General features: G+C 71.8%; 25 protein-coding genes. 15 read left to right on the top strand and 10 right to left on the bottom strand.

Translation table 11 applies throughout. The features are described 5' to 3' along the window. Positions 1-13 precede the first annotated feature (13 nt). Entirely contained in the window at positions 14-241 is a 228-nt protein-coding gene (locus SHK19_RS15375) for a tautomerase family protein (protein ID WP_322936761.1), read from the bottom strand. A 305-nt stretch (positions 242-546) separates the two neighbouring features. On the opposite strand from SHK19_RS15375, the gene SHK19_RS15370 reads away from it, so the two are divergent. From SHK19_RS15370 to SHK19_RS15360, 3 genes are read left to right on the top strand one after another with little or no spacing between them, the layout of a single operon-like run. Continuing rightward, positions 547-2,112, top strand: a complete 1,566-nt coding sequence (locus tag SHK19_RS15370; protein WP_322936760.1) for a CopD family protein — start codon at positions 547-549, stop codon at positions 2,110-2,112. A 54-nt stretch (positions 2,113-2,166) separates the two neighbouring features. Then, a complete protein-coding gene (locus SHK19_RS15365) occupies positions 2,167-2,883 on the top strand; it encodes a DUF6597 domain-containing transcriptional factor (RefSeq protein WP_322936759.1) in 717 nt (238 codons plus the stop codon). A 10-nt stretch (positions 2,884-2,893) separates the two neighbouring features. After that, positions 2,894-3,754, top strand: a complete 861-nt coding sequence (locus SHK19_RS15360; protein WP_322455863.1) for a hypothetical protein — start codon at positions 2,894-2,896, stop codon at positions 3,752-3,754. 13 nt (positions 3,755-3,767) lie between these two features. On the opposite strand, the gene SHK19_RS15355 is transcribed toward SHK19_RS15360, so the two are convergent. Together SHK19_RS15355 and SHK19_RS15350 are read right to left on the bottom strand one after the other, a co-directional pair. Beyond that, a complete protein-coding gene (locus tag SHK19_RS15355; protein ID WP_322455862.1) occupies positions 3,768-4,880 on the bottom strand; it encodes a sensor histidine kinase in 1,113 nt (370 codons plus the stop codon). 10 nt (positions 4,881-4,890) lie between these two features. Next, positions 4,891-5,586: a response regulator transcription factor gene (locus tag SHK19_RS15350; RefSeq protein ID WP_322455861.1), complete on the bottom strand. Its 696-nt coding sequence runs from the start codon at positions 5,584-5,586 to the stop codon at positions 4,891-4,893. An 87-nt stretch (positions 5,587-5,673) separates the two neighbouring features. On the opposite strand from SHK19_RS15350, the gene SHK19_RS15345 reads away from it, so the two are divergent. After that, positions 5,674-6,303, top strand: coding sequence for a M15 family metallopeptidase (locus tag SHK19_RS15345; protein WP_322936757.1), 630 nt, complete (start codon positions 5,674-5,676; stop codon positions 6,301-6,303). A 35-nt stretch (positions 6,304-6,338) separates the two neighbouring features. Here SHK19_RS15345 and SHK19_RS15340 read toward each other — a convergent pair whose 3' ends face one another. Next, the gene (locus SHK19_RS15340) at positions 6,339-6,953 is read right to left on the bottom strand and encodes a LysE family translocator (protein WP_322455859.1); all 615 of its coding nucleotides are present in this window, start codon (positions 6,951-6,953) and stop codon (positions 6,339-6,341) included. A gap of 113 nt (positions 6,954-7,066) precedes the next feature. Between SHK19_RS15340 and SHK19_RS15335 the strand changes: the two genes are divergently transcribed. Continuing rightward, positions 7,067-7,939 carry a LysR family transcriptional regulator gene (locus SHK19_RS15335; protein ID WP_322936756.1) on the top strand — a complete coding sequence of 291 codons (873 nt, stop codon included), beginning with the start codon at positions 7,067-7,069 and terminating at the stop codon, positions 7,937-7,939. Positions 7,940-8,076: 137 nt separating this feature from the next. Further along, positions 8,077-8,871: an SDR family NAD(P)-dependent oxidoreductase gene (locus SHK19_RS15330; protein WP_322936755.1), complete on the top strand. Its 795-nt coding sequence runs from the start codon at positions 8,077-8,079 to the stop codon at positions 8,869-8,871. A gap of 2 nt (positions 8,872-8,873) precedes the next feature. Here the strand turns inward: SHK19_RS15330 and SHK19_RS15325 are convergent, their stop codons facing one another. Next, on the bottom strand, positions 8,874-9,509 hold the full coding sequence (locus SHK19_RS15325; protein WP_322455856.1) for a DUF459 domain-containing protein: 636 nt from the start codon (positions 9,507-9,509) through the stop codon (positions 8,874-8,876). A 171-nt stretch (positions 9,510-9,680) separates the two neighbouring features. On the opposite strand from SHK19_RS15325, the gene SHK19_RS15320 reads away from it, so the two are divergent. Together SHK19_RS15320 and SHK19_RS15315 are read left to right on the top strand one after the other, a co-directional pair. Then, positions 9,681-10,514: a calcium-binding protein gene (locus SHK19_RS15320; protein ID WP_322936754.1), complete on the top strand. Its 834-nt coding sequence runs from the start codon at positions 9,681-9,683 to the stop codon at positions 10,512-10,514. A 35-nt stretch (positions 10,515-10,549) separates the two neighbouring features. Continuing rightward, entirely contained in the window at positions 10,550-11,452 is a 903-nt protein-coding gene (locus tag SHK19_RS15315; protein ID WP_322936753.1) for a catalase, read from the top strand. Positions 11,453-11,508: 56 nt separating this feature from the next. On the opposite strand, the gene SHK19_RS15310 is transcribed toward SHK19_RS15315, so the two are convergent. The 3 genes from SHK19_RS15310 to SHK19_RS15300 form a co-directional block, all read right to left on the bottom strand. Beyond that, positions 11,509-11,898, bottom strand: a complete 390-nt coding sequence (locus tag SHK19_RS15310) for an STAS domain-containing protein (RefSeq protein ID WP_322455853.1) — start codon at positions 11,896-11,898, stop codon at positions 11,509-11,511. After that, complete coding sequence (locus SHK19_RS15305) at positions 11,895-12,260, bottom strand: ANTAR domain-containing protein (RefSeq protein ID WP_322455852.1); 366 nt, start codon at positions 12,258-12,260, stop codon at positions 11,895-11,897. The genes SHK19_RS15310 and SHK19_RS15305 overlap by 4 nt, the downstream gene beginning before the upstream one ends. Before the next feature lie 85 nt (positions 12,261-12,345). Beyond that, positions 12,346-13,113 (bottom strand): GAF and ANTAR domain-containing protein, encoded by a 768-nt coding sequence (locus SHK19_RS15300; RefSeq protein ID WP_322455851.1) that lies wholly within the window; start codon positions 13,111-13,113, stop codon positions 12,346-12,348. Positions 13,114-13,213: 100 nt separating this feature from the next. Here SHK19_RS15300 and SHK19_RS15295 point away from each other — a divergent pair, with 100 nt between their 5' ends. The 7 genes from SHK19_RS15295 to SHK19_RS15265 all read left to right on the top strand — a co-directional run bounded on the left by SHK19_RS15295 (position 13,214) and on the right by SHK19_RS15265 (position 20,868). Beyond that, complete coding sequence (locus SHK19_RS15295; RefSeq protein WP_322936752.1) at positions 13,214-16,138, top strand: helix-turn-helix transcriptional regulator; 2,925 nt, start codon at positions 13,214-13,216, stop codon at positions 16,136-16,138. A gap of 138 nt (positions 16,139-16,276) precedes the next feature. Beyond that, positions 16,277-17,656 carry an FAD-binding oxidoreductase gene (locus SHK19_RS15290; protein ID WP_322936751.1) on the top strand — a complete coding sequence of 460 codons (1,380 nt, stop codon included), beginning with the start codon at positions 16,277-16,279 and terminating at the stop codon, positions 17,654-17,656. After that, the gene (locus SHK19_RS15285) at positions 17,653-18,009 is read left to right on the top strand and encodes a cupin domain-containing protein (RefSeq protein ID WP_322936750.1); all 357 of its coding nucleotides are present in this window, start codon (positions 17,653-17,655) and stop codon (positions 18,007-18,009) included. Before SHK19_RS15290 ends, SHK19_RS15285 begins: the two co-directional genes overlap by 4 nt. Before the next feature lie 36 nt (positions 18,010-18,045). Further along, positions 18,046-19,428, top strand: coding sequence for an amidase (locus SHK19_RS15280; protein WP_322936749.1), 1,383 nt, complete (start codon positions 18,046-18,048; stop codon positions 19,426-19,428). Between the two features lie 8 nt (positions 19,429-19,436). Then, a complete protein-coding gene (locus tag SHK19_RS15275; protein ID WP_322455845.1) occupies positions 19,437-19,862 on the top strand; it encodes an MmcQ/YjbR family DNA-binding protein in 426 nt (141 codons plus the stop codon). A gap of 36 nt (positions 19,863-19,898) precedes the next feature. Continuing rightward, positions 19,899-20,159 (top strand): LysR substrate-binding domain-containing protein, encoded by a 261-nt coding sequence (locus SHK19_RS15270; RefSeq protein WP_322936748.1) that lies wholly within the window; start codon positions 19,899-19,901, stop codon positions 20,157-20,159. Positions 20,160-20,232: 73 nt separating this feature from the next. Next, positions 20,233-20,868: a cation diffusion facilitator family transporter gene (locus tag SHK19_RS15265; protein WP_322936747.1), complete on the top strand. Its 636-nt coding sequence runs from the start codon at positions 20,233-20,235 to the stop codon at positions 20,866-20,868. 4 nt (positions 20,869-20,872) lie between these two features. Here the strand turns inward: SHK19_RS15265 and SHK19_RS15260 are convergent, their stop codons facing one another. Together SHK19_RS15260 and SHK19_RS15255 are read right to left on the bottom strand one after the other, a co-directional pair. Continuing rightward, the gene (locus SHK19_RS15260; protein WP_322936746.1) at positions 20,873-21,586 is read right to left on the bottom strand and encodes a hypothetical protein; all 714 of its coding nucleotides are present in this window, start codon (positions 21,584-21,586) and stop codon (positions 20,873-20,875) included. 82 nt (positions 21,587-21,668) lie between these two features. Further along, positions 21,669-22,685: a hypothetical protein gene (locus SHK19_RS15255; protein ID WP_322936745.1), complete on the bottom strand. Its 1,017-nt coding sequence runs from the start codon at positions 22,683-22,685 to the stop codon at positions 21,669-21,671. Between the last annotated feature and the right edge of the window lie 39 nt (positions 22,686-22,724).

Below are 22,724 nucleotides of genomic sequence, written 5' to 3'. Positions count from 1 at the left end.
GGGCTGGTCCTGCTCAGGCCTCGCGGTCGAGAGCCGCGACCACCCCGGCGCGGCTGTCGTCCTCGCTGGCGAGGACGCCACCGTTGGCGACGATGTCGGCCGTGATCTCGGTGAAGACCATGCGGACGTCCTCACGGCGGGCGCCGAGGATCTCGACCGCGCTGTCGGTCACGGCCTTCGCGAACGCGCGACGCTGCTCGACGGTGCGGCCACGCAGCAGCTCCACGGTGATGTTGGGCATGGGGTCTCCTTGCTGGCGGCCGCTCCGGACTGTCCACGTGGCCGACCTTGGTTCGATATGGTGAACCACCAGCCTAGGGCGAGCCGGCAGGCATAGCAATGGTTCAGTTCACATTCTTGACAGCAGTTCCGCCCGCTGGTTGGCTGGGTGGCCACATGGATCACCGAGACCACCGCGGGCGCCGCCGACGATCTGTCCGGCGTCGCCCTGCATGGCGGCGGCCGGCCGCGTGGTTCTCCGCCCTCGCCGTGGTCGTCGTCGTGGTCATCGGTGGCGCACAGCCGGCAGCCGCACACGCATCTTTGGTGAGCACCGATCCAGCCGAGGGCGCAGTCCTGCCGGCCGCGCCCGACCAGGTCCGCCTCACGTTCAACGAGGCGGTCGCCGGCGTTCCCGACGGCGTCGAGCTTTACGACGCCCGAGGCACCACCGTCGCGTCGTCCTCGGCGGTCTCGGGGGACGAGCTGACCGTCACGCTCGACGAACCGGTCGGCGAGGGCACGCTCGTCCTCGTGTGGCGGGTCGTCTCCGAGGACGGCCATCCCGTCAGCGGGTCGCTCAGCTTCTCCATCGGCGCACCGAGCGCGTCCGTCGAGACCCCGCCGAACGGCGCGGACGCCTCGACCGACGCGCCACTCCTGCTGACTCTTGCCCGATGGGTCGGTTACGCCGGGCTGCTGCTGGCGGTGGGCCTGGTGGCGTTCACGGTGCTGTTCCTCCCCACGAGCCACCTCGCCGACGCCGCACGGCAGCGGCTGGTCGCGGCGACGCGGGCGGCCGCAGCGGTGGCGGTCGTCGGCTGGCTGGTCGCGCTGCCCCTGGCCGCGGTCTACCAGCTCGGTGGGGGCCTGAGCGCGGTGAGCAAGGGAACGACCTGGTCCGCCCTTGCAACGGGCGAGTACGTCGTCACGGCGGCGGTCGTCATCGGCGTCGTCTCGGCCGTCTGCCTGCTCGGTAGGGGGGCGCCGGCCCGCCCGCGGGCGATCGCCGCGCTGATGGCCGCCGCGACCGCGACCTGCGCTCCGGCTCTGATCGGGCACACCCGTGCGGCCACACCGGAGGCGCTGGTGGTGGCGGCGGACATGCTGCACCTGCTCGCCGGGAGCGTCTGGCTCGGCGGGCTGGCGGCCCTGACCCTCGTCCTGTCCGATCTCGCCGGGCGCGGCGCCCTGGGCGCCGAGGTGCTGGCGCGCTTCTCAGCCGTCGCCGCCGGCCTGCTGATGGCGCTGGTGGCCACCGGCACCCTGATGGCCTGGCGGATCGTCGGGTCCTGGAGCGCGCTCCTCGACTCCGCCTACGGCCAGCTGCTGCTGGTCAAGATCCTCGTCGCCCTCGTCGCCGTCGGGTTCGCCGCGTGGAACAGGTTCGGGCTCCTGCCTCGCTTCAAGGAGGCGTCGCGGCGCCGCGACCGGCGCGCGGGTGCGCACGTCCTCGTCCGGGCCGTCGCGGCCGAGGCCGTCGCCCTGATCGCCGTGCTGCTGGTCACCGGCCTGCTCGTCGACAAGAGCCCGGAGGCGGAGGCGTCCGACACCGCCTCCGCAGGCAGCGCACCAGTGGTCAGGACAGGGACCCTCGGTGACGTCGAAGTGCGGGCCACCGTGTCCGCACCGACCACCGGACCGAGCACCGTGACCGTGGAGATGCTGGACCCCGCCGGCGAGCCGTTCGAGGGCATGGCGGCGCCACGGGTGCGGCTCTCCTCCGACCAGGTCGACCTCGGCGCGGTGCCGGTGAAGTCCGTTGCTCCCGGCACCTACGCCGCGGAGGTGGTGTTCCCGTCGCCCGGGACCTGGCACTTGCAGGTGTCGCTGCGGATCAGCGAGTTCGACAACCCGGTGACGTCCCTCGACTTCGGCATCACCGCCCGCTAGCCGGCGGGCTCTTCGGCGCCGGTGGGTGTCGCCGACGACGGCTACCCTGGTGGGATGGCCGCGTCCTACCGCGAGTACGCGTCACCCAGGGGCCTCGAGGACGTCGTCGGGTGCCTGTGGGAGAACGACTGGGTGCGCCTCGAGCCCCAGCGCGTCGTGCCCGACGGGTGCGTCGACCTGGTGTGGTTCGGCAGCTCGGGTCTCAAGGTCGTCGGCGCCGACACCGGCCCGCACGTCGTCGAGCCGCTCGGGTCGCCGACGGCCGGCATCAGGCTGCGGCCCGGCGCGGCCGGTGCGGTCCTCGGCATCCCGGCCTCCGAGGTGCGCGACCAGCAGGTCGACCTTTCGCTGGTGTGGGGGAGCGGGACGGATCTGACGCCCGACGTGATGTCGGCGGCGGCGCCGTCGCGACGCCTCGGCCTGCTCGCGCGTGCGGTGCTCCGCCGCCGCGCCACACCCGACCCGCTCGTCGTCGCCGCCGCCCGGGCGCTCGCCCGGCCGGACGCACGCGTCGGCCGGGTCGCGGACGACCTGGGTGTCAGCGAACGCCAGCTCCGCCGACGTACGACGGACGCGATCGGCTACGGGCCGAAGACGTTGGCCAGGGTCGCCCGCCTGCGCCGGCTGATCGCGCTGGGGGGTGACGAGCTGGCGGTCCGCGCGGTCCTCGCCGGCTACGCGAGCCAGGCCCACATGACCGAGGAGGTGGGGCGACTGACCGGCCTCACGCCTGTCCGATTCCTGAAAGACGCCAGGCTCACCGCTGCCTAACGTCGGGGTCATGAACATCGACATCGACGCAGCCCGACAGTTCATCCACGCCAACGGCCGGGTCCTCGAGCGCCACCGGCTGGCCACCCTGCTCGACGGTGCCCCGACCGAGCCGCTGCTGACCGCGCTCCGCGCCTACCGAAATCCCGACGGTGGGTTCGGCCACGCGCTCGAGCCCGACGTGCGGTGCCCGGGGAGTCAGCCCGCCGCCACCCTCCAGGCTCTCGAGGTGATGCTCGAGGCAGGCGTCACCGACGACCCGATGCTCGACGACGCCGCCCGTTGGGTCGCCGCTGTCGCGCTGGCCGACGGCGGGGTGCCGACCGTGCTTCCCTCGGCCGACGGTCACCCGCGAGCACCGTGGATGGAGCCGGGCGACGTCAGCGGCTTCCTCACCTTCGCCCTGGCCGGCAAGCTCTGGCAGGCGGGGGTCGGGAAGGGCTGGCTGGATGCCGCGTCCGAGTGGTGCTGGCGCGAGCTCGAGGGTGAGGAACCCGCCGGCGGTTACACGGTGAAGTTCGCCATCGACTTCCTCGACGCCGTGCCCGACCCCCCGCGGGCGGCCGCGGCCCTCGAACGGCTGCGACCGGCACTGGACGCGGACGGCTGTCTCGACGTGCCCGGCGGGACCGAGAACGAACGACTCACCCCGCTCGACTTCTCGCCCCACCCCGGACTGCCCAGCCGCGCGCTGTTCACCGACGCCCAGATCCGGGCCGATCTCGACCGCCTCGAAGCGGGCCAGCGCGAGGACGGCGGCTGGACGGTGGAGTACCTCCAGTGGTCGCCCGGCGCGGCACTCGACTGGCGCGGCATCGCCACCGTCCTGGCACTGGGCGTGCTCCGGGCGAACGGGAGGCTCGCCTCTTGAGCGTCGGCACCGTTCAGGTGACTCGGCTGGCCGAGGTGCTCGTGGCGGCGGGCGTACCGGTCGGACGAGGCGAGGCGGCGGGTAGCCGCACCACGACGCGGAGGCCTCCGGCGTCCCGGGGGGTGAGGGAGAGGGTCCCGTCGTGCGCTTGGGTGATGCTCTGGACGATGGCCAGGCCGAGGCCGACGCCCGCGTGGTCGGTGCGCGTGCGCTTGCTGCCGCGCTGGAACGGCTCGGCAAAGGTGGACACCAGCTGCGGGGAGAGGTTCCCGCCGGTGTTCTCTACGGTGAGCACCACGTTCCGTGGGTCGACGCTGGTCGTCACCCACACGGTGCCGTGTTCGGGCCGGTTGTGGACGATCGCGTTGTGCACCAGGTTCGTCGTCATCTGCAGCAGCAGTGCGTGTGAACCGATGGTGGGCGCGATGTCCCCTGAGGTCTCGATGGTGACGCCGCGTTGCTCGGCAAGGGGGAGCAGGGTCTCGGTGGCTTCCTCGGCCATGAGGGACAGGTCGACGCTCTCGCGGACGAAGGAGCGCCGGTCGGCGCGGCTGAGCAGGAGCAGTGCCTCGGTGAGGTCGATCGCCCGGGTGTTGACGAAGTGGAGGCGTTCGACGAGCTCGTCGGCGTCGCGGTCCGGATCGTTGCGGGCGACGTCGAGCAGCGTCTGCGTGATCGCCAGTGGGGTGCGGAGCTCGTGCGAGGCGTTGGCCGCGAACCGCTGCTGCTCGGCGACCTGGGCCTCGAGCCGCGCGAGCATGATGTCGAAGGCGTCGGCGAGCTCGCGGAACTCGTCCTTGCGGCCCTCCAGTCCGATGCGGTGGGAGAGCGACCCGTTCGCGGCCAGGCGGGTGGCGTGGGTGATCCGCGTCAGGGGCGAGAGCATGCGTCCGGCGAGCATCCATCCGCCCACGAGGCCGAAGACCAGCAGGAACACCAACGCCGCGGCCGCCTTGGGCACGAAGGCTCGCTCGAGATCGGACCGGTTGGGTCCGAACATCCCGGGGGTGTTGACCCCGTCGGGCACGTACCGCAACAGGAACACCCACACGGCTGCGAGCAGCAGGGCGCTGGCCAGCATGAGGAAGCCGGCGTAGCTGAGGGTGAGCTTGAGCCGGGCGCTCAAGCCGGGCTGCCTATCCACTCCCGTCTCCCTCGTGGCCGCTACCGGGAGCCGTGTCGATGCGGTAGCCGACCCCGGGCACGGTGGCGATGATCCAGGGTTCCCCGAGCCGTTTCCGCAGGGCGGAGACCGTGATGCGCACGGCGTTGGTGAAGGGGTCGGCGTTCTCGTCCCACGCCCGCTCCAGGAGCTCTTCGGCACTGACGACGCCGCCCTCGGCGGCCACGAGCACCTCGAGCACCGCGAACTGCTTGCGGGTGAGCGCGACGTAACGGCCGCCGCGGTAGACCTCCCGGCGGAACGGGTCCAGCCGCAGGTCCGCGATCTCGCGCACGGGTGGCCGGTTGTGGAGGCGCCTGCGGTCGAGTGCCCTGAGCCTGAGGACGAGCTCGCGGAGCTCGAACGGCTTCGTGAGGTAGTCGTCGGCGCCGAGCTCGAAGCCGGAGGCCTTGTCGTCGAGCCGGTCGGCCGCGGTCAGCATGAGGATCGGCGTGCCACTACCCGAGGCGATGATGTGTTGCGCGATCTCGTCGCCGGAAGGGCCGGGGATGTCGCGGTCCAGGACGGCGATGTCGTAGGCGTTGACGCTCAGCAGCTCAAGGGCGGTGTCGCCGTCACCCGCGATGTCGCCCGCGATCGCTTCGAGCCGCAGGCCGTCGCGGATGGCCTCCGCCAGGTAGGGCTCGTCCTCGACCACCAACACACGCACACGCTCGATGCTACGAGCCGGCGCATATCGTCGGCATATCGAAAACCGCATACGGGCTGGCAACGCCGCGCTTCCTTTCCTGGAGGCATGACCTACAGCGCACCAGCACGAGCGGGCACCCGCCGCACCCGGGCGACCGTCCTCGCTGCCCTCGTCGTCGTCGGCACGACGCTGATCGGTGTCCTCGGCTGGCAGTCGACGACCTCGTCGTTCTCGACGGCCACATCACCCGTCGACTTCTTCCGCGGTGAGCACAGCGGAGCGCTCGGCGAGGCGGACGGCGTCGTACCCGACGGCGTGACGGTCTTCGACGACGTCCCGGCTGTGGGCAATCTCGAGCCGGCGCTGCTCGGTGCGCTCCGCCGAGCGGCCACCGACGCCGCGGACGACGGCGTCGAGCTCTACGTCAACAGCGGCTGGCGTTCTCCTGCTTACCAGGAGCACCTGCTCGAGGAGGCCGTCGCGGAGTACGGGTCCGAGGAGGAGGCCGCCCGGTGGGTGGCGGGTCCGGAGACGTCCGCCCACGTGTCGGGCGATGCCGTCGACATCGGGCCCGCCGACGCCACGGCGTGGCTGTCCGAGCACGGGGCGGACTACGGCCTGTGCCAGATCTACGGCAACGAGCCCTGGCACTACGAGCTGAGACCCGATGCCGCACTGGAGGGTTGTCCGCCGATGTACGCCGACCCTTCGCAGGATCCACGGATGCAGCAGTGACCAGCTGCGCACCGGACGGCCTTGCCTGAGCCGGCTCAGTGGGAGGAGGTCGCCAGCCGAGCAGCGACGGCGATGAGACCGATCCCGGTCAGTTGTTCGATGCGAGCGCTGACCTTGGGCTGACGCAGCCAATGACCGAGACGTTCGACAGCCGTCGCGTAGAGGCCGAACCAGCTGATGTAGAGCAGTGCGAAGACCGCGGACAGCAGCAGGGCCTCGGCACGCGGTGACTCCGTGCTGCTGGAGAGGAACTGCGGGAGGAAGGTCACGAAGAACAGGGCGACCTTGGGGTTGAGTGCGTTGGAGAGGAAGCCGTGCCGAAGGTACTTCCAGGCCACCTGCGTCTCCACAGGCGGCGTGGCGTCCTCGCCTTGTGGCCGGCGACTGGAGGCCAGCATGCTCAGCGCCAGCCACAACAGGTAGACGACGCCGACGATCTTGAGCGCGGTGAAGGCGGTAGCTGAGGTGACCAGGAGGGCGGAGAGTCCGAGGGCGGCCGCCCCGGCATGCACGGTGGTCCCCAGCATGCCGCCGAGGGCGGTGAGAAGACCGCCGGCTCTGCCGCCGACCAGCGCATTGCGGGTGACCAGGGCCTGGTCCGGCCCCGGCATCATGATCAGCACCAGTGAGGCGATCGCGAAGGTGAGCATCGTCGGTTCCTGTCGGGAGTCGTTGTTCCTTCCAGGGTGATCCCTGGTGAACGATAGGTCCAATGTCACTTCTGGCGCACACTCATAGCTACCATCTATGGATGGTCACTCTCGTGCAGCTCCGCGTCATCGAGGCCATCGGACGGCTGGGGTCGGTGACGGCCGCCGCCAAGGACCTGTACTTCAGCCAACCCTCGCTCAGCCACCACGTGGCCCGGCTCGAGGCCGAGACCGGCGCGCAATTGCTCCAACGCGTCGGACGCGGCATTCGCCTGACCGAAGCTGGACAGCTCCTGGCCGATCGGGCATCGGAGATCGTCGGGCGTGTGGATGCAGCTGAAGCCGAGCTGACGGCGCTGGTCGGGCTCGATGCGGGCCGCGTGCGCCTGGCCGGTTTCGGCTCGGTGATGAGCTCGCTGGTCCCAGTCGCTGCCGGGTTACTGGTGGAGCGGCATCCCGGCCTGGAGCTCGAGCTGACCGACACCCACCCCGAGGTGGCACTCCGGATGTTGCGTGCGGGCGAGATAGAAGTCGCGGTGATCTTCCGGTACGACGAGAGCGAGCCCGAGGAGGAGGGGGTGCGCCTGGTCCATCTTCTCGACGACCCGCTCTTCCTGCTCAGCCTCGATGGGGCGACGACTCTCAAGAAGCATCGGACGTCGCCGTGGATCGGAGGATGCGAGCGGTGTCGCACTCACCTGGAGGAGTTGTGCGAGAGCGCCGGCTTCACCCCGAGCCTCACCTCGACCACCGACGACAGCGTGGTGATGCAGAGCATGGTCGCCGCCGGCCTCGGCGTCACCACCATTCCCGGCCTGGCGCTCGCCGCCCACCGCAACCCACAGATCCGTGCCGAACAGTTGTCGGTCTCGCCCCGACGGATCTACGCCGCCACCTACGGCAACCCGCCCGACCCGCCCGCAACCCGAGCGCTGATCACCGCATTGGGCGATGCGGCAGAGTCACTACCCGAACGGTCCCACTGACCCCAGGGCTCCGGCACCGGGACGGCCAGGTGGCAGATGCGTCGCGAAGCGGTGCGCGCCGGCGCCGCCACCCATCAGCCGTCTCTATGAGTTGGACCCCGGAATGGCATTGGACGTGGCGGCGAGGGCGCCAAACCATGGGCACCATGGTCAAACTCCTGCAGGACAAGGTTGCCGTGGTGTTCGGGATCGGAGCGGTGGGTGGTGCCGTGGCGCGTGTGTTCGCGTCCGAGGGCGCTCGAGTTTTCCTCGCGGGGCGCTCGGAGACACGGCTCGCCGCGGTGGCCATCGAGGTCCCGGGGGCCGTCACCGCCCAGGTCGACGCCTTCGACCGTGATGCCGTGTTCGCCCATGCCGATGAGGTCGTTGCTGCGACTGGCCGGATCGATGTCGCGATCAACACCGTCGGAGTTCTGCACGACCAAGGAACCGCCTTCTCCGACCTCACCCTCGAGCAATACCTGCTGCCGATTGACGCGCACACGAGGACGAACTTCATCACTGCTCAGGCCGTATCGCGCCACATGATGGAGCGGAGGTCTGGAGTCGTCCTGACCATGTCGGCGCCGGGTGCGCGACTTTCAGGTCCCGGGTTCCTCGGTCATGGTGTTGCGAACGCGGCCGTGGAGGCGTTCTCGCGGATCCTGGCCGGCGAGTTGGGGCCTAGCGGCATCCGCGTGGTGTGCATCCGCCCGCACGCGATCCCCGAGGCCGTATCGATCTCACACACCGGTGCTGTGTTCGCCAGAGTCGCCGGCGAACAAGGGACCACCGTTGATGGAGTGCTGGACGGTTTCGCGGGTGGAACCCTGCTCGGCCGCCTTCCGACGCTTGCTGACGTAGCCAACTATGCGGCCTTCGCCGCGTCCGATCGGGCCAGTGCGATGACGGGAACCATCGGCAATCTCACCGCCGGTCTCATCGTGGACTGAGATCACGACCGGGGCGCGGCTTCGAGGTAGGGGCGGAGCACCTCGGCCCAGGCCAGGTACCCGGCGGGCGTGAGGTGGAGGTTGTCCCGCGTGTACTCCTGCTTGACGACGCCGGAGTCGTCGGCGAACGCGGGCCACAGGTCGACGTACTCCGCGCCGTGCCGCGCGGCGACCTGCCGGTACCCCGCGTTGACGGCGCGTAGCTGCGCCGTGAAGTGCTCGGTGCGGGGGAGCACGCTGTTGAGCAGGACGAGCGCGGCCGGCGCTGCCTCGCGGATCCGCCGGACGATCTCGTCGGTCCGCTCGACGATCAGCGCGGGGTCCCGGAGATCACGCGGGCCGTGGAGATCGTTGGTCCCGATCATGAGGGAGACGGCGATCGGGTCGTTGATGGCGGCGTCGACCCGCTCGAGGAGGTCGTACGTCGCCTCGCCGCTGATGCCGCGGTTGGTCGTCGGCAGGTCGGGGAAGAGATCGCTCCACAACCCGCCCGCGGTGATGCTGTCGCCGAGGAACAGGACCCGTCCCTTCGGCACCGGCACCGCTTCGAAGTACCGCCGTCGGCCAGCTCCCATCCGGCCCTTCACCAGGGTGCGGAACATCGGGACGACCACGCTGTAGATCCGGTCGGTGTTCATCCGAGTTCCTGTCCGGCGCCGAGCAGGGTGGGTGTGATTCGGAACGAAGGGTAGCGGGCATCGACCTGCCGTACGGACGGTAGTAGCGCCGAGGGACTAGTCCGGGTCGCCGGACGGTCAGGAAGCGGCCGAACGGCGACGGGATACCTCGGCGGGCGCACAGCATGAGGTATGACCCGACGTCGTCTCGCCGCCGCATCGACCATCGCCGCGCTCGCGACGCTCGGCGCGCTGCTGAATCCTGGCCAGGCGGCAGGCGGGGGAATCCCGCCGCTCGGCGCCGGCTCCGCCGGCCCGCCGTACGACTTCACCACCGAGCTGATGGGCGACGGGCCCACGCTGATCCCGCTGCCGGACCAGGCGATGATCACCCGGACCGAGCACGGCTACCTCTTCCGCGCCGGCCAGCAGGACTCGCACCTCGTGGTGACGTTGACCGAGGACGGGCTCCGCTTCGCGGACACCGGCACGAACTCCTTCAAGAGGCTGGCCCGGCGTTGCCGCCGCGTGGAGGCGAAGGTCGGGGTCGCCGCAGTGTGCCGGGTCCCGGCCGGGATCAGCGCCTCGGCGCCGCTGCTCCTCGAGGTGTGGCCGCGGCTGGGCGACGACTACTTCGACGGCTCGTCGCTGCCGGCTACGTTCGCCATGACCATGCTCTCGGACGCGGGCCACGACGTCGCGCTGTTCGGCGCGGGCCCTGACTTCTTCAACGGGTTCACCGGACGCGACCAGGTCTGGGGCGGCGGCGGCAACGACTGGATCCGCACCGGTCAGGAGGCCGACCTGGTCTGGGGAGGCGCGGGCGACGACCAGCTCGTCGGCACCGACGGCAACGACATCCTTTACGGCGAGGCCGGGAACGACCTGGTCGGCGGCGGCACGGGCAACGACCGCCTCGACGGTGGCGCGGGGTCGGACACCATCCGTTGCGAGGGCGGCGCGGACACCGCCTGGACCGACGGAGCCGACCGGCTGCGGGACTGCGAGACGCTCCACCGGAACTGACCTCGGGGCGCGTCCCAGGCCCTAAGGTCTGCTGGGTGACCAGTCTCCCTCCAGCGACCGCGATCGACCGGCTGCGCGCGGCGTTCGGTCGACCGGCAGCGCACGACACCAACCACCGCACCCTGCACGCCAAGGGAGCGTTCTACGCCGGCACCTTCACCGCCACGCCTCGCGCGGCCGAGCTCTGCACTGCCGGCCACCTGCAGGGAAGCGAGGTCCCGATCCTGGTGCGCTGGTCCAACGGGGCCGGCAACCCGCGAGCCTCGGACAAGGCGCCCGACGTACGCGGCATGGCCGTGTCGTTCAAGCTGCCGGACGGCACCGCGACCGACCTCCTCGGCCAGACCGCCCCGCGCTTTCCCGTGCGGACGCCGGAGGCGTTCGTAGCGATGACGGAGGCCGCGATCCACCCGCGCAAGCTGCCGGGCTTCCTCCTGCGGAACCCGCACGCGGTGCCGGCGCTGGTCGCCAACGCCCGAGCGAAGGCGCTGGTCCCGCCGGCGTCGTACGCCGTCTCGACCTACCACGCGGTGCACGCCTACCGATGGCTCGCGGCCGACGGCACCAGCAACTGGGTCCGCTACGTCCTGCGGCCGCGGTCGTCGACCGCGCCGGACGGCACCTTCACCGGGCGGGACCGGCTCCGGGAGGAGATCGCCGCGCGTCTCGCAGCGGGACCGGTCACCTACACGCTCGAGGTCCACCTGGCCGACGACGGCGACGACCCGCACGACCCGACGTCGGTCTGGGAACCGCGGGAGACCATCGACGCGGGCACGCTGACCGTCACCGCGGTCGCCGACGACCCGGAAGCCGACGGCGGCGTGGTGGTGTTCGACCCGACCCGGATCGTCGACGGCATCGAGCTGTCCGACGACCCGATCCTGCGCTACCGGCCACAGGCCTACTCCGAGTCGGTCGAGCGCCGCTCCGTCTAGTCGGAGTCTGTTGTGGCTAGCCCTGGGCCAGCCCGGTCCCGGTGCGCTGCACCCTGTCAGCGGTGGACGATGTGCTGAGCCACTCCCGTGATCTTGATCAGCTTCCTGAGCTGCGGCGGGGCGTCGTACAGAATGAGCTCCTTGTCGGCCGCCGCCAGGGTGGCCGCGCACATCTCGATCATCCGAAGGCCGGCGACGTCGCAGAACGTGATCCCGGCGAGGTTGAGGACGACCAGATCTCCCGGGCAGGAGGCCGCGGCGACGGAGTCGAGCGCGTCGGTGAGCAGGTGCAGCGAGGCGATGTCGAGCTCGCCGGACAGCCGGACCACGGGCAGGTTCGGGGTGAACCGGATCCGGACCGTGAGCAGGGGAGAGGAGTCGTTGGACTCGCCGGGGAACATCGGGTGACCGGCCACGAAGTCCTCGTGTCGGTCGCGCACGGTCATTTCACGGTCCTGAGTCGGGCCCGGGACCGGGCAGGCGGTCGCGAGGGCAGGGGGAGCCGGATCCCGTCGAGCCGGCCGACCGCAGCCTCGACGTGCCCGCGGACCACCGTGTCCCACTCGCGGGTGTCGTCCTCCATGCAGACCGCGTGGACGAGGGTGTGGGCAACGGTCTGGACGGTCGAGTCGGTGTCCTTGGCCCAGTCCCGGAGGACGTCGAACGCCCTCTCGGCGTCGATCCGGTAGAGCAGGATCAGGATGCCCTTGGCCTGCTCGACCACGGCACGTTGGCTGACGGCGCGGCGGAGCGGGGCGTGGGCAGCGAGCGAACGTGGGGTACCGGAGCGTGAATCGGAAGCCGGCATCGTAGGCGTCTCCTGAAACGAGTGCCTGGGTGCGAAAAGGAATCGCCGGCTGTTATCCCAACCACTGTCTACGGTATCCCGGCTGTCAAGAACTCCCGTTCTTGTCCGGCTTGCGGAACGGCTCGGGAGTGATCGGGGGATGCCCTGTCAGGCGGGTGATGACGTCGACCGCCACCTCGCGCAGCTTGCGGTTGGTGTTCTGGGAGTGCTTTCGCAGCAGGTCGAAGGCCTGATCGGTCGAGCACTGCTCCTGCGCCATCAGTACGCCGATCGCCTGGTCGATGACCGAGCGGGACACCAGCGCCTGCTCCAGCTGCCTGACCACGTCCTGCTGGGCGCTGCGCTGCACGGCGAGCCGGATAGCCGTCGCTGCCTGGCTCGCGAAGACTTCGACCCGGTGGCGCTCGTCCTCGCCGAACTCCCGGGGGCGGTCGTAGCCGTAGACGTTGAGCGCGCCGAGTGTCCGGTCGCCGTCCTCCGCGAGCGGGATGCTCAGCGAGCACCGCACACCGAGCGCGACCGCGCCTTCCGCGTAGGCCGGCCACCGGTCGTCCAGCCGCTGGTCGGTGACCTCGACGGGCTTTCCTGTGGTCAGTGCCTCGAGGGAGGGCCCGGTGCCGGTGTCGTACTGGATCTGGTCGACCTGGACGGCCCGCGGGTCACTGGTCGCGGCCGTGGCGGGCGCACCGTTGCGTCGGATGGTGATGCCGCACGAGGCCGGCGGCTCGACCACCTTGGCCGCCACCGTGGCTACGCCGTCGAGGAACGTGTCGAGGTCGTCGGTGCTCAGCAGCAACGTGTGCAGGGAGCCGACCAGCTCGCTCAACCGGAGCTCGTCGTCGTGATAGGGCATCGGGCCGTTCGTTCCTTTCGTCCTCCAGGTCCCGAGACACAAACCGTAGGTACCCAAAAGTCGCCCCAACCCTCCGGCGGGACAGTGCGATGATGCGCTCGTGGTCGGATCCCAGGGCGACGTGCCGCTCGTCGGCCGCGAGCGCGAGCTGGCCGTCCTGCTGGAGGCAGTGGCAGGTGCCGCCGACAGCACCCCGGGCGCGGTCCTCGTCGCCGCGGAGGCGGGGGGAGGGAAGTCCCGCCTGGTGCGCGAGCTGCTGGTCCGGTCGACGGGGCCGACCCCGCTGGTCCTCCGGGCACAGTGCGTCGACGTCGGAGACCCGGGGCTGCCCTTCCTGGCGATGGTCGACCTGGTGAGAGCGATCGAGGGGCTGGCCGCCCATGACGCGGAGCTGGTGTCGGTCCTCGACAGGCATCCGGTCGCCGCCGGCCTGATCGATCCGATCGGCTCTGGCGACGCCGTGGACGAGTCCCGTCGGCTCCAGCTCTTCGACGCGACGGCAGCCCTGCTCGCGGACGCCGGACGGCTCCGCGGTCCGGTCGTCGTGGTCGTCGAGGACCTGCAGTGGGTCGACGCGTCGTCGGCCGACTTCCTCCGGTTTCTCCTCAGCCGGATGACCGCCGCCCGGCTGGTCGTGGTCGCGACCGTCCGCACGGACGGGCTGGCGGCCCGCCCGCGGATCCGGCAGCTGCTCGGCGAGCTCGCCCGGCTGCCGTCGGTGCGCCGGCTCGACCTCGAGCCGTTCGACGAAGCGGAGGTGGCGGAGTACCTGACGCGCACCGCCGGCGGCAATCCCGCCCCGGACGTCGCGGCCGACGTGCTCCGTCGCACCGGCGGCAATCCCTTCTACGTCGAGACACTGGCCGCGGCGCCCTCCGCCGACGGGGACCGGGAGATCCCGCGTGCGCTCGCGGACCTGCTCGTGGGCAGGGTCGACGCGCTCCCGGAGCAGGCGCGGACCGTGGTGCGCTGCGCCGCGGTCGCCGGGCACGTCGTACCGGACCGGCTGCTGCGGCAGGTCGCCGGCCTGGGTGACGCCGAGCTGGACGAGGCGTTGCGGGTCGCGGTGGCCGAGGGTGTCCTGGTGCCGGACGGCGCCGGCTACTCCTTCGGCCACGACCTGCTGCGGGAGGCGGTGTACGGCGACCTGCTGCCCGGTGAGCGTGCCCGGCTGCATGCCGCTCACGCCGCTGCACTGGAGGCGGACGGATCCGCGTCGGCCGCCGAGGTAGCACACCACTTCACCGAGGCGCAGGACCCGCCGGGGCTGCTGGCCTGGTCGGTCCGCGCCGCCGACGAAGCGACCCGGCTGCTGGCCCCCGCGGAGGCGCTCCAGCATCTGGAGCGCGCCCTCGCCGCCTGGCCGAAGGTCGACGGTGCCGCCTCGCTCGCCGGGTCGACGCACGGTCAGGTGGCGGTCCGCGCGGCTCGCGCGGCGCGCCTCGCAGGACTGCCGTCGCGAGCCACCGAGCTGGCCGGTCGGGCGGTGGAGCTCTGCGACGCGGGGGGCGACGGAGCGGGAGGGATCGAGGCGCGGGCGGAGCTGACCCGTGCTCTCGTGGAGGGCGAGGCCGCCGACCGGGGGGTCCCGGTGGCGGAGGAGGCTGTGCGGATGGCCGAGGACTCCGAGCCCGGCTCGGCCGCACTCGCGCACGCCGTGCTCGCGCGGGTCCTGCTCGCGGAGCGCCGGACCGACGAGGCCCGCCCGGTCGCCGAACGGGCGCTGGTCGAGGCCAGAGCCACAGGCGCCTCCGCTCTCGAGGTGGAGGCGCTGACGACGGCGGCCTTCCTCGACGACGTTGCCGGCGACCGGGCGGCAGCCGCGGACCGGCTCGGCACCGCGTTGCGGCTCGCGCGCAGTGCCGGCGAGCTGACCGCGGAGCTGCGTGCGCACTACTCGCTGGCCTCCGTGCACTACTACAACGGCGACGTCGCCGGGTCGCTGCCGGTGCTCCGAGCGGCCATGGCCCGGGTGACGGAGAGCGGCCTGCGGTGGAGCAACCCCGGCATCGAGCTGCGGTTGCTGAGCGCGGTCGCGCTGTACGTCTCCGGTGACCTCGACGGCAGCCTGAAGGCAACCCAGGCGCCGGAGAGCCCGCCCCCGGACGTCGCGGCGGCCCGCCTCGCCGCGGTGAGCTGCTACGCGGCCGTCGCCGGCGGACTTCCCGACGCCGCGCCGCGGCTGGCCGCTCTGCGCCAGAGCTGGGACATCCATCCCCAGGTCGCGCTTCTGGCCGGCGGCTGCGAGTCCGACCACCGGGCGTGGGAGGGCGACTTCAGTGGCGCGGTGGCGACGGCCGAGCGCGCCCAGTCCCACCTGGACGCGGTCGAGGGCGAGGGGATGTATGGCGGCCTCTGGCTGTCGGCGATCGGGTTGGGAGCGCTGGCCGACGCGGCGTCGTACTGCCGCCAGCGTCGCGACGACTCCGGTACGGCGGCCGCGGTCCGCCAGGGAGACGTCCTGATGGAGCGGGTGGCTCGGATCATCGAGGGCGGGCACGGGCGACCCGGGGAGCTGGGACCGGAGGGGCGGGCCTGGTACGCCCGTGCAGTCGCTGAGCACGGGCGACTGCAGGGTGAGCCCGCCGTCGACCAGTGGCAGCAGGCGCTCGAGGCGTTCGGCTACGGCCACGTCTACGAGCAGGCGCGGTGCCGCTGGCGGCTGGCCGACGCCCTGGTCGCCGCGGGCGATCGCGACGGTGCCCGGGTCCACGCCGTCGCGGCGGCGGCCGCGGCCGGGCAGATGCAGGCCGCCCCGCTGCAGCGCGCCGTCGCCGCCACCATCAGCCGGGCCCGGCTGGCCGGAGCCGCGACCGCGGCCGACGCGGTGCTGACGGCGCGGGAGCGGGAGGTGCTCGCGCTGGTGGCGGAGGGGATGACCAACCGGGAGATCGGGAAGCGGCTGTTCATCAGCGAGAAGACGGCCAGCGTCCACCTGAGCAACCTGATGGCCAAGCTCAACGTCACCAGCCGGACCGAGGCGGTCACCGTCGCCCACCGGCGCGGGCTGCTCGACGTGCTGTAGGCGCGCCGGCGCGGGCGCTGTTGACGCGCTCGGCCCATCCAATACTGCGTGAAATCCTCAGGCCTCAGACGTGCCCTTAGGCCGAACGTCGTCCCCACGCCGATCCGCACCGTGCGGAGGCGACGAGGAGGAAACACGATGGGTACTTCATCCGCGCGCGAGCGGCTCGCGCGACAGGTCACCGGCAGGGTGTACGACGGGGCGACCGCCGACGCCGTCGCCGAGGCGGCCGGGTTCAACACCGCCGTCACCCACCGACCCGCGGTCGTGGTCGCGGCGAGCACAGCGCAGGACGTGGCGGCGGCAGTGGCCTTTGCGAACGACGAGGGACTGCCGGTCGCGGTCCAGGCCACCGGTCACGGCGCGGTGGCGCCGTCGGTCGGCTCGGTGCTCGTCTCCACCCGGCACCTGCAGGGCCTCACGATCGACCCGGCCGCCCGGCGGGCGCGGGTCGGGGCGGGGGTGCGCTGGCGGTCGGTGATCGACGCCGCCGTGCCCCATGGACTCGCACCGCTGTCGGGCTCGTCCTCGGGAGTCGGCGTCGTCGGCTACACCCTCGGCGGAGGCATGGGTCACCTCGCGCGCCGCCACGGGTTCGCAGCCGACCACGTCCGCGCGGTCGAGCTGGTGACCGCCGACGGACAGATCAGGACGGTCACCGCCGAGACCGACCCCGAGCTGTTCTGGGCGGTGCGCGGCGGCCAGAGCCGGTTCGGCATCGCGACCGCGCTCGAGTTCGACCTGTTCCCCGTGCCCGAGTTCTTCGGCGGTGCCTTGATCTTCACCGGCCCGGCCGTCGCGGAGGTACTGCACGCCTGGTCCACCTGGGCGTCGACGATGCCGGAGGAGGTGACGACCTCCGTCGCACTGCTGCGGTTGCCGCCGATCGACGACGTGCCGCCGCCGCTGCGCGGGGTGGTCAGCCTGGCGCTGCGCTTCGGCTTCACCGGCTCGGCCGATCGGGGGGAGGCGCTGCTCGCGCCGATGCGGCGGGCCGCGACACCGGCGCTCGACTCCGTCGGCCCGATGTCCTTCGCCGCGGTGGACGGCATCCACATGGACCCGCCCGAGCCGCTGCCCGCGGTCGCGCGCGGCGGGCTGCTCGGCTCCATGGAGCCTGGCCTGATCGACAGCCTGCTGGCGGTGGCCGGTACCGGCGTCGACGTACCGCTGGCCGCGGTCGAGCTGCGGCTGATGGGCGGTGCCCTCGATCGGCCGGCCGCGATCCCCAACGCGGTGGCCGGGCGGGACGGCGCCTACTCGCTGTCCGTCATCGCACCCGCGCCGCCTCCGCTGACGGCCGTCGCGCCCGTCGTCACCGCGCAGGTGGTGGACCCGCTGAAGCCGTGGGCGACGAGCTCGTCGCTGGTCAACTTCGCCGGCCACGGGAGCGGGCCGGAGAGCGCGTGGACGCCGGACGCACTGGCGCGGCTGCGCCGCGTGAAGGCGACGGTGGATCCGCGGAACCTGTTCGGTGGCGGCCTGGCGGCCGACGCGGTCTCGGCGGGTGCGCGATGAGCCGCCCGGTCGTCGTCGTCGAGCCGGGCCAGGGTCAGCGGTTCGGCAACGTGGAGTTCCTCGCCCGCACGGAGGACACCCCCTACTTCAACCTGGGGATCGTCACGTTCGCGCCGGGCCAAGGTGTCGAGCGGCACGTGCACCGCGCCGAGGACGACTCGTTCCTGGTGCTCGAGGGCACGCTGTCGGTCGCCGTCGGTGAAGAGGGACGCGCGGTCGAGGCCGGCCCCGGCACCTTCGTGCTCATCCCGGACGGCACCCCGCACGCGATCCAGAACCGCGGCCCGACGGACGTCCGGATCCTCAACGTCCACGCACCCGGTGGGTTCGACCGCAGGATCGGGCTCCGGTGAAGACCCGGCACGACACGGGCGCAGTAGCCTGCCGCCGTGACCAACGTGTGGGGAGTTGCCGACACGGCTGACCGGATCCGGGACGGGCAGCTGACCGCCGTACAAGCGGTCGAGGCGTGCCTCGACGCGATCGGCAGTCGGGACCCCGAGCTCAATGCCTTCTCCGTGGTGCTGGCCGACCGGGCCCGCGCCGAGGCAGCGGAGCGCGACGCGGCGGAGGAGCCGCTCGGGCCGCTCCACGGCGTACCCGTCGCGATCAAGGAGGAGAACGACGTCGAGGGGTGCGTGACGACCTTCGGCGGCGAGGCCAACAGCACGCCGGCGGCCGCGGACTCCGAGGTGGTCCGCCGGCTCCGGGCCGCGGGGGCGGTCATCGTGGGCAAGACCTCGATGCCGGAGTTCGGGGCCTGGCCCTACACCGAGCCACGCAGCCTCGGCCCGACCCACAACCCGTGGGACCCGGCGTACTCGCCCGGCGGCTCCAGCGGCGGTACGGCGGCCGCGGTGGCGGCGGGCATGATCCCGGCCGGGATCGGGGGCGACGGCGGCGGCTCGATCCGGATCCCTTCGTCGTTCTGCGGCCTGTTCGGCCTCAAGCCGCAGGTCGGCCGGGTGTCGACCGCGCCGAACCCCCACCTGTGGTGGGCGCTCGGCACGGTGGGTCCGCTGACCCGCACCGTCCTCGACTCGGCGATCGTCTACGACGCCATCCGCGGCAACTTGGAGTCCGACCGGTTCCGGGCGGGGGAGACCGGCAGCTTCGTCGAGGCCGCGACCCGCGAGCCGGGGCGGCTCCGGATCGGCTGGACGGTGAAGCCCACCAGCAGGGGAGTCCGTCCGCACCCGCTGCACGTGCAGGCCGTCGAAGACACGGTCCGGCTGCTGAGGGACCTCGGTCACGACGTGCGCGAGCTCGACACCCGGCTGCCCGACCCGACGGTCGCGTTCGTGCCTCAGTTCTTCGCCGGGATCCGCACCGAGGCCGACGCCGTCGAGGACTACCGGCGGCTCGAGCCGTCGATCCGCCAGGCCTACCGGCTCGGCTTCTGGGTGCGGCCCGGCGTCCTCGAGTGGGCGCTGCGGCAGGGGACCAAGGTCAGCGCGAAGGCGAACCGCCTGTTCGACCGGTACGACGTGCTGCTGACCCCGGTGACCGCCAACCGTCCGCCGAAGGTCGGAGTGCTCGAGGGTGCCAACGCGCTGACCGCCGCCCTGCGGTCGACGCCCGCGATCGCCTACACCGCCGTCTGGAACGTGACCGGCAACCCCGCGGCCGCCGTACCCTGCGGGCTCGCGCCGGACGGCCTGCCGCTGTCGGTGCAGCTGGTCGGGCGTCTCGACGACGAGCCGACCCTGTTGAGCCTCAGCGCGCAGCTCGAGGCGGCCCGGCCGTGGCCGCTGGTGGCTAGGGCGAGCTGACCTCCGCCATGGCACGCAGGAAGGTTCGTCCGGCTCGGGTCGAGGACGTCCACGACCTCGCCCTCGGCATGCCGCACGTGACCGTCCAACATGTCGCGGAGAACAAGCCCGTGTACCAAGTGGGCGGCAAGTCCTTCGTCTTCTTCCGCAACCCACGTCCGGACGCCGTCGATCCGGACACCGGCGAGCGCTACGACGACGTGATCGTGTTCTGGGTCCCGACGGAGGGCGACAAGCTGGCGATGGTGCAGGACGAGTCGTCGCCGTTCTTCACGACCCCTCACTTCAACGGTCACCTGTCGGTCCTGCTGCGCGGCAGCCGGATCGGCGAGGTCAGCTACGAGGAGCTCGCCGAGGTCGTCCAAGACGCCTGGCTCGCGCGGGCCTCCCGCCGTCGACAGGCTGCGTGGCTCCGGGACCGCATGCCGGAGTGACGCCTTGAGGAGGAGTCCGCCGGGCCGGGTAAGTGGGTGCTGCGCCTCAGCCGTTCTCGAGGAGCCCGCACCGACCTCGAGGCCAGCTCGCCAGACACGCTGCTCGGACTGGTCCGGCGCGGTGTAGGAGTTGCCCTGCTCAGCGCCTCCATGACGCTCGGCGCCGACGGCCTTTCGGCGATGGTCGTGACCGACGCGCCGGTGCAGGCCAAGCTCGGACTCGCGGCGCGGCGGGGCCGCCGCCCCGCCGCCTCCGAGGAGCTCCTCGGCCGGCTGTGCGCGGCGCTCATCGGCTGATCCGGTCACGCGGCGCCTGCGCCCGGGCCTTCAGGAGCGTCCCTGCTTGCTCGACGGTGACTATCGTGGCCGGGTGAGTGCCGACCCGCCGGCCGCGGAGCAGCTCGATGTGGGTCGGTTACGCCGGATCGTCCTCGTGGTGGCGATCCTGAACCTGTCGTACTTCTTCGTCGAGTTCGTTGTCGCGCTCGTGGCCGGCTCGGTTTCCTTGTTGGCCGACAGCGTCGACTTCCTCGAGGACACGGCGATCAACCTGCTGATCTTCCTCGCGCTGGGCTGGCCGCTGGCTCGACGCGCCGCCATGGGGAAGGCCATGGCCCTGGTCATCCTGGGTCCGGCGGCGGTGGCGGGCTGGGAGGCGGTGCGACGGTTCTCCGAACCGCTCGCTCCAGACGTGGTGCCCGTGGTGCTGGCTTCCCTCGGCGCCATCGCGATCAACGGAACCTGCGCCGGACTCCTCACCAGCGTGCGTCACCGCGGCGGGTCGTTGAGCCGGGCGGCGTTCTTGTCGGCCCGGAACGACGTACTGGTCAACGTGGCCATCATCGCCATGGCCGGGCTGACCCTGTGGACCGACTCGGGCTGGCCTGACCTGGTCCTCGGCTGCTTCATCATCATGCTCGCGCTCCACGCTGCCTACGAAGTCTGGGAGGTCAGCGAGGAGGAGCGACTCGCGGCGAAGGCGCTCGCCGGCGAGGAGATCGACTGATCAGCTACCCGCCCGTCACGATGGCGACGTCGCCCCGGGACCACGTCGCCGACCAGTCGTCGACCAGCCAGCCGTCGGCGGACCGCGAGACGACGAAACGGACGTGCTTGGTCCAAGACCACAGCAGGTGCTGACCCTGGTCATCGCCGGCGCGCTCGAGCACTATCCCGGTCGTCACGTCGAAGCTGAGGAGCAGCCGATCTCCTCGCAGGCCGGCCTCGCCCGGCCCGACCTCGGTGCCGAACGCCGGCGGCGGGTCGTCGGCGAGCTGGAAGCGATCCGGCACGCCGGCGACAGAGTGCAGCGTCAGCGCGTCCACCCGCCGCTCGGCGGCCGCGTCACCCTCGAGCGCCCCCCGCACCGCGCGGCTCCACACTCGCTGACCGCGTTCGCTGAGCCAGGGCTCGACGATCTCGAACTCTCCTGCCCTGTGCGGCCCGGGCACCAGCAGGTCGCCGAAGGCCGTCTCGAGCGAGAGCTCAGCGACCGAGCAGTACGCCGCCATGACCGTCTCCGCGCCGAACCGGTCTGCGGCCGCACCCGAGAAGGGTCGCGCCCTGGCCACGCAGGACAGCGGCTCGTCCTCGGATTCCTCCGACGTCTCGGTCGGCGACGTCGACGAGGTCTGGGCGGACGGCTCTTTGGCGGTTTCCTCATCTGTGCATCCAGTCAGCGCAGCAACAGAGGCGAGCAGGACGGTGCCGAGGAACCTCCTCATCGAGCCGGCTCGCGGCAGGAAATCGGCCAGGCGCTGTTCATAGCCACAGGGTGCCGCATGACGCCGCGGAGGGCGAAGCGGATCAGGCCAGCAGTGCGGCGACCTCGGGTGAGTCGAAGAACGGCTTCAGCCGGGCCCGCACGATCCGCTCCAGGTCGCCGGCCTCGTCGAGCAGGCCGACGATGCCCGGCGCGATCCGGACGGCGTCCTCCTGCACGTGCGACCGGTCGATGTCGAGCTGCTCGAGGAGCTCGGTCGGTGTGTAGCCCCCGAAGTTCTCGAAGAACCCGTCGACGAGCACGCCGACGAGGTCGGTCACGTGCTCACTCGCGGCAGTGGTGACCGCGAGCTCGTGGGCCGCACCGACGACGTCGGCGACCTGGTCCCGGCTCAGCAACCGGTCGAGGCCGGCGACCTTCTCCGCCGCCGCGACGTCCCAGGCCTGCAGCACCGCCGCGCGGGTGGTCGGGTCCTGCATGGTCTCGACGATGATCCGGCCGAGACGGCGTGCGGCGAATGCGCCGCTCTTGCCCATGGTGTCGCCGAGCAGGCCTTCCAGGGGCCGGCCCGCCGCCCCGACCACGTTGGCGGCAGTGCTGGTGCCGAACGACACCAGCGCACCGAGCCCCGGCACCTTGTCCGCCACCGCCTTGTTGGCCTGCATCACCTCGCCGACGATGCGCGCCATGAACCGGGACGCCACGGTGCCGATCACCGGGCTGTCGGCCACCTGGCCGATCGCGCGCTCGACCAGCGGACTGAGCTGGAGCAGCGCGTCGACCAGGGCCTCGACCCGCTCCCGCTCGACGAGCTCGCCGAGGGGGTAGGGGTCCGACGGCCCGTCGAGGACGACGTCGATCACCAGGTCGAGGAGCCCGCTCGCGGCGGCGCTCCCCGGAGCGCTGGTCAGCAGCCGGGCGATCACGGTCTTCACGACGTCGCGGTCGACGAGGTCCGCGATCTGGTGCCGCCCGGTGGCGTCCAGCAGGTCGTCGACGAGGGCGGCGGCGTTGTCCTCCAAATTGTCGCCGCGGAGCTGATCGAGGTGGTAGGCGACCTGGGCGTCGAGGAGGCGTCGGGCGAGAGGGTTCGCTGGCACCCGGCGAGCGTAGGGGTCCGCTGCGGCAATCTCCCGTGA

It is taken from the genome of Nocardioides bizhenqiangii, assembly GCF_034661235.1.
In the GTDB taxonomy this organism is placed as follows: domain Bacteria; phylum Actinomycetota; class Actinomycetes; order Propionibacteriales; family Nocardioidaceae; genus Nocardioides; species Nocardioides bizhenqiangii.
The sequence above is the reverse complement of the archived record's forward strand: the minus strand, read 5'-3'. Positions and strand labels throughout refer to the sequence as shown.

Excerpts from the sequence above, each read along its gene's own strand:
- SHK19_RS15310 (WP_322455853.1), bottom strand. The coding sequence starts at position 11,898 with ATGACCGTGCGCGACCGACACGAGGACTTCGTGGCCGGTCACCCGATG.
- SHK19_RS15375 (WP_322936761.1), bottom strand. The coding sequence starts at position 241 with ATGCCCAACATCACCGTGGAGCTGCTGCGTGGCCGCACCGTCGAGCAG.
- SHK19_RS15365 (WP_322936759.1), top strand. The coding sequence starts at position 2,167 with ATGGCCGCGTCCTACCGCGAGTACGCGTCACCCAGGGGCCTCGAGGAC.
- SHK19_RS15290 (WP_322936751.1), top strand. The coding sequence starts at position 16,277 with ATGGGTACTTCATCCGCGCGCGAGCGGCTCGCGCGACAGGTCACCGGC.
- SHK19_RS15345 (WP_322936757.1), top strand. The coding sequence starts at position 5,674 with ATGACCTACAGCGCACCAGCACGAGCGGGCACCCGCCGCACCCGGGCG.
- SHK19_RS15305 (WP_322455852.1), bottom strand. The coding sequence starts at position 12,260 with ATGCCGGCTTCCGATTCACGCTCCGGTACCCCACGTTCGCTCGCTGCC.
- SHK19_RS15320 (WP_322936754.1), top strand. The coding sequence starts at position 9,681 with ATGACCCGACGTCGTCTCGCCGCCGCATCGACCATCGCCGCGCTCGCG.
- SHK19_RS15340 (WP_322455859.1), bottom strand. The coding sequence starts at position 6,953 with ATGCTCACCTTCGCGATCGCCTCACTGGTGCTGATCATGATGCCGGGG.
- SHK19_RS15300 (WP_322455851.1), bottom strand. The coding sequence starts at position 13,113 with ATGCCCTATCACGACGACGAGCTCCGGTTGAGCGAGCTGGTCGGCTCC.
- SHK19_RS15275 (WP_322455845.1), top strand. The coding sequence starts at position 19,437 with ATGGCACGCAGGAAGGTTCGTCCGGCTCGGGTCGAGGACGTCCACGAC.
- SHK19_RS15285 (WP_322936750.1), top strand. The coding sequence starts at position 17,653 with ATGAGCCGCCCGGTCGTCGTCGTCGAGCCGGGCCAGGGTCAGCGGTTC.
- SHK19_RS15325 (WP_322455856.1), bottom strand. The coding sequence starts at position 9,509 with ATGAACACCGACCGGATCTACAGCGTGGTCGTCCCGATGTTCCGCACC.
- SHK19_RS15330 (WP_322936755.1), top strand. The coding sequence starts at position 8,077 with ATGGGCACCATGGTCAAACTCCTGCAGGACAAGGTTGCCGTGGTGTTC.
- SHK19_RS15360 (WP_322455863.1), top strand. The coding sequence starts at position 2,894 with ATGAACATCGACATCGACGCAGCCCGACAGTTCATCCACGCCAACGGC.
- SHK19_RS15260 (WP_322936746.1), bottom strand. The coding sequence starts at position 21,586 with ATGAGGAGGTTCCTCGGCACCGTCCTGCTCGCCTCTGTTGCTGCGCTG.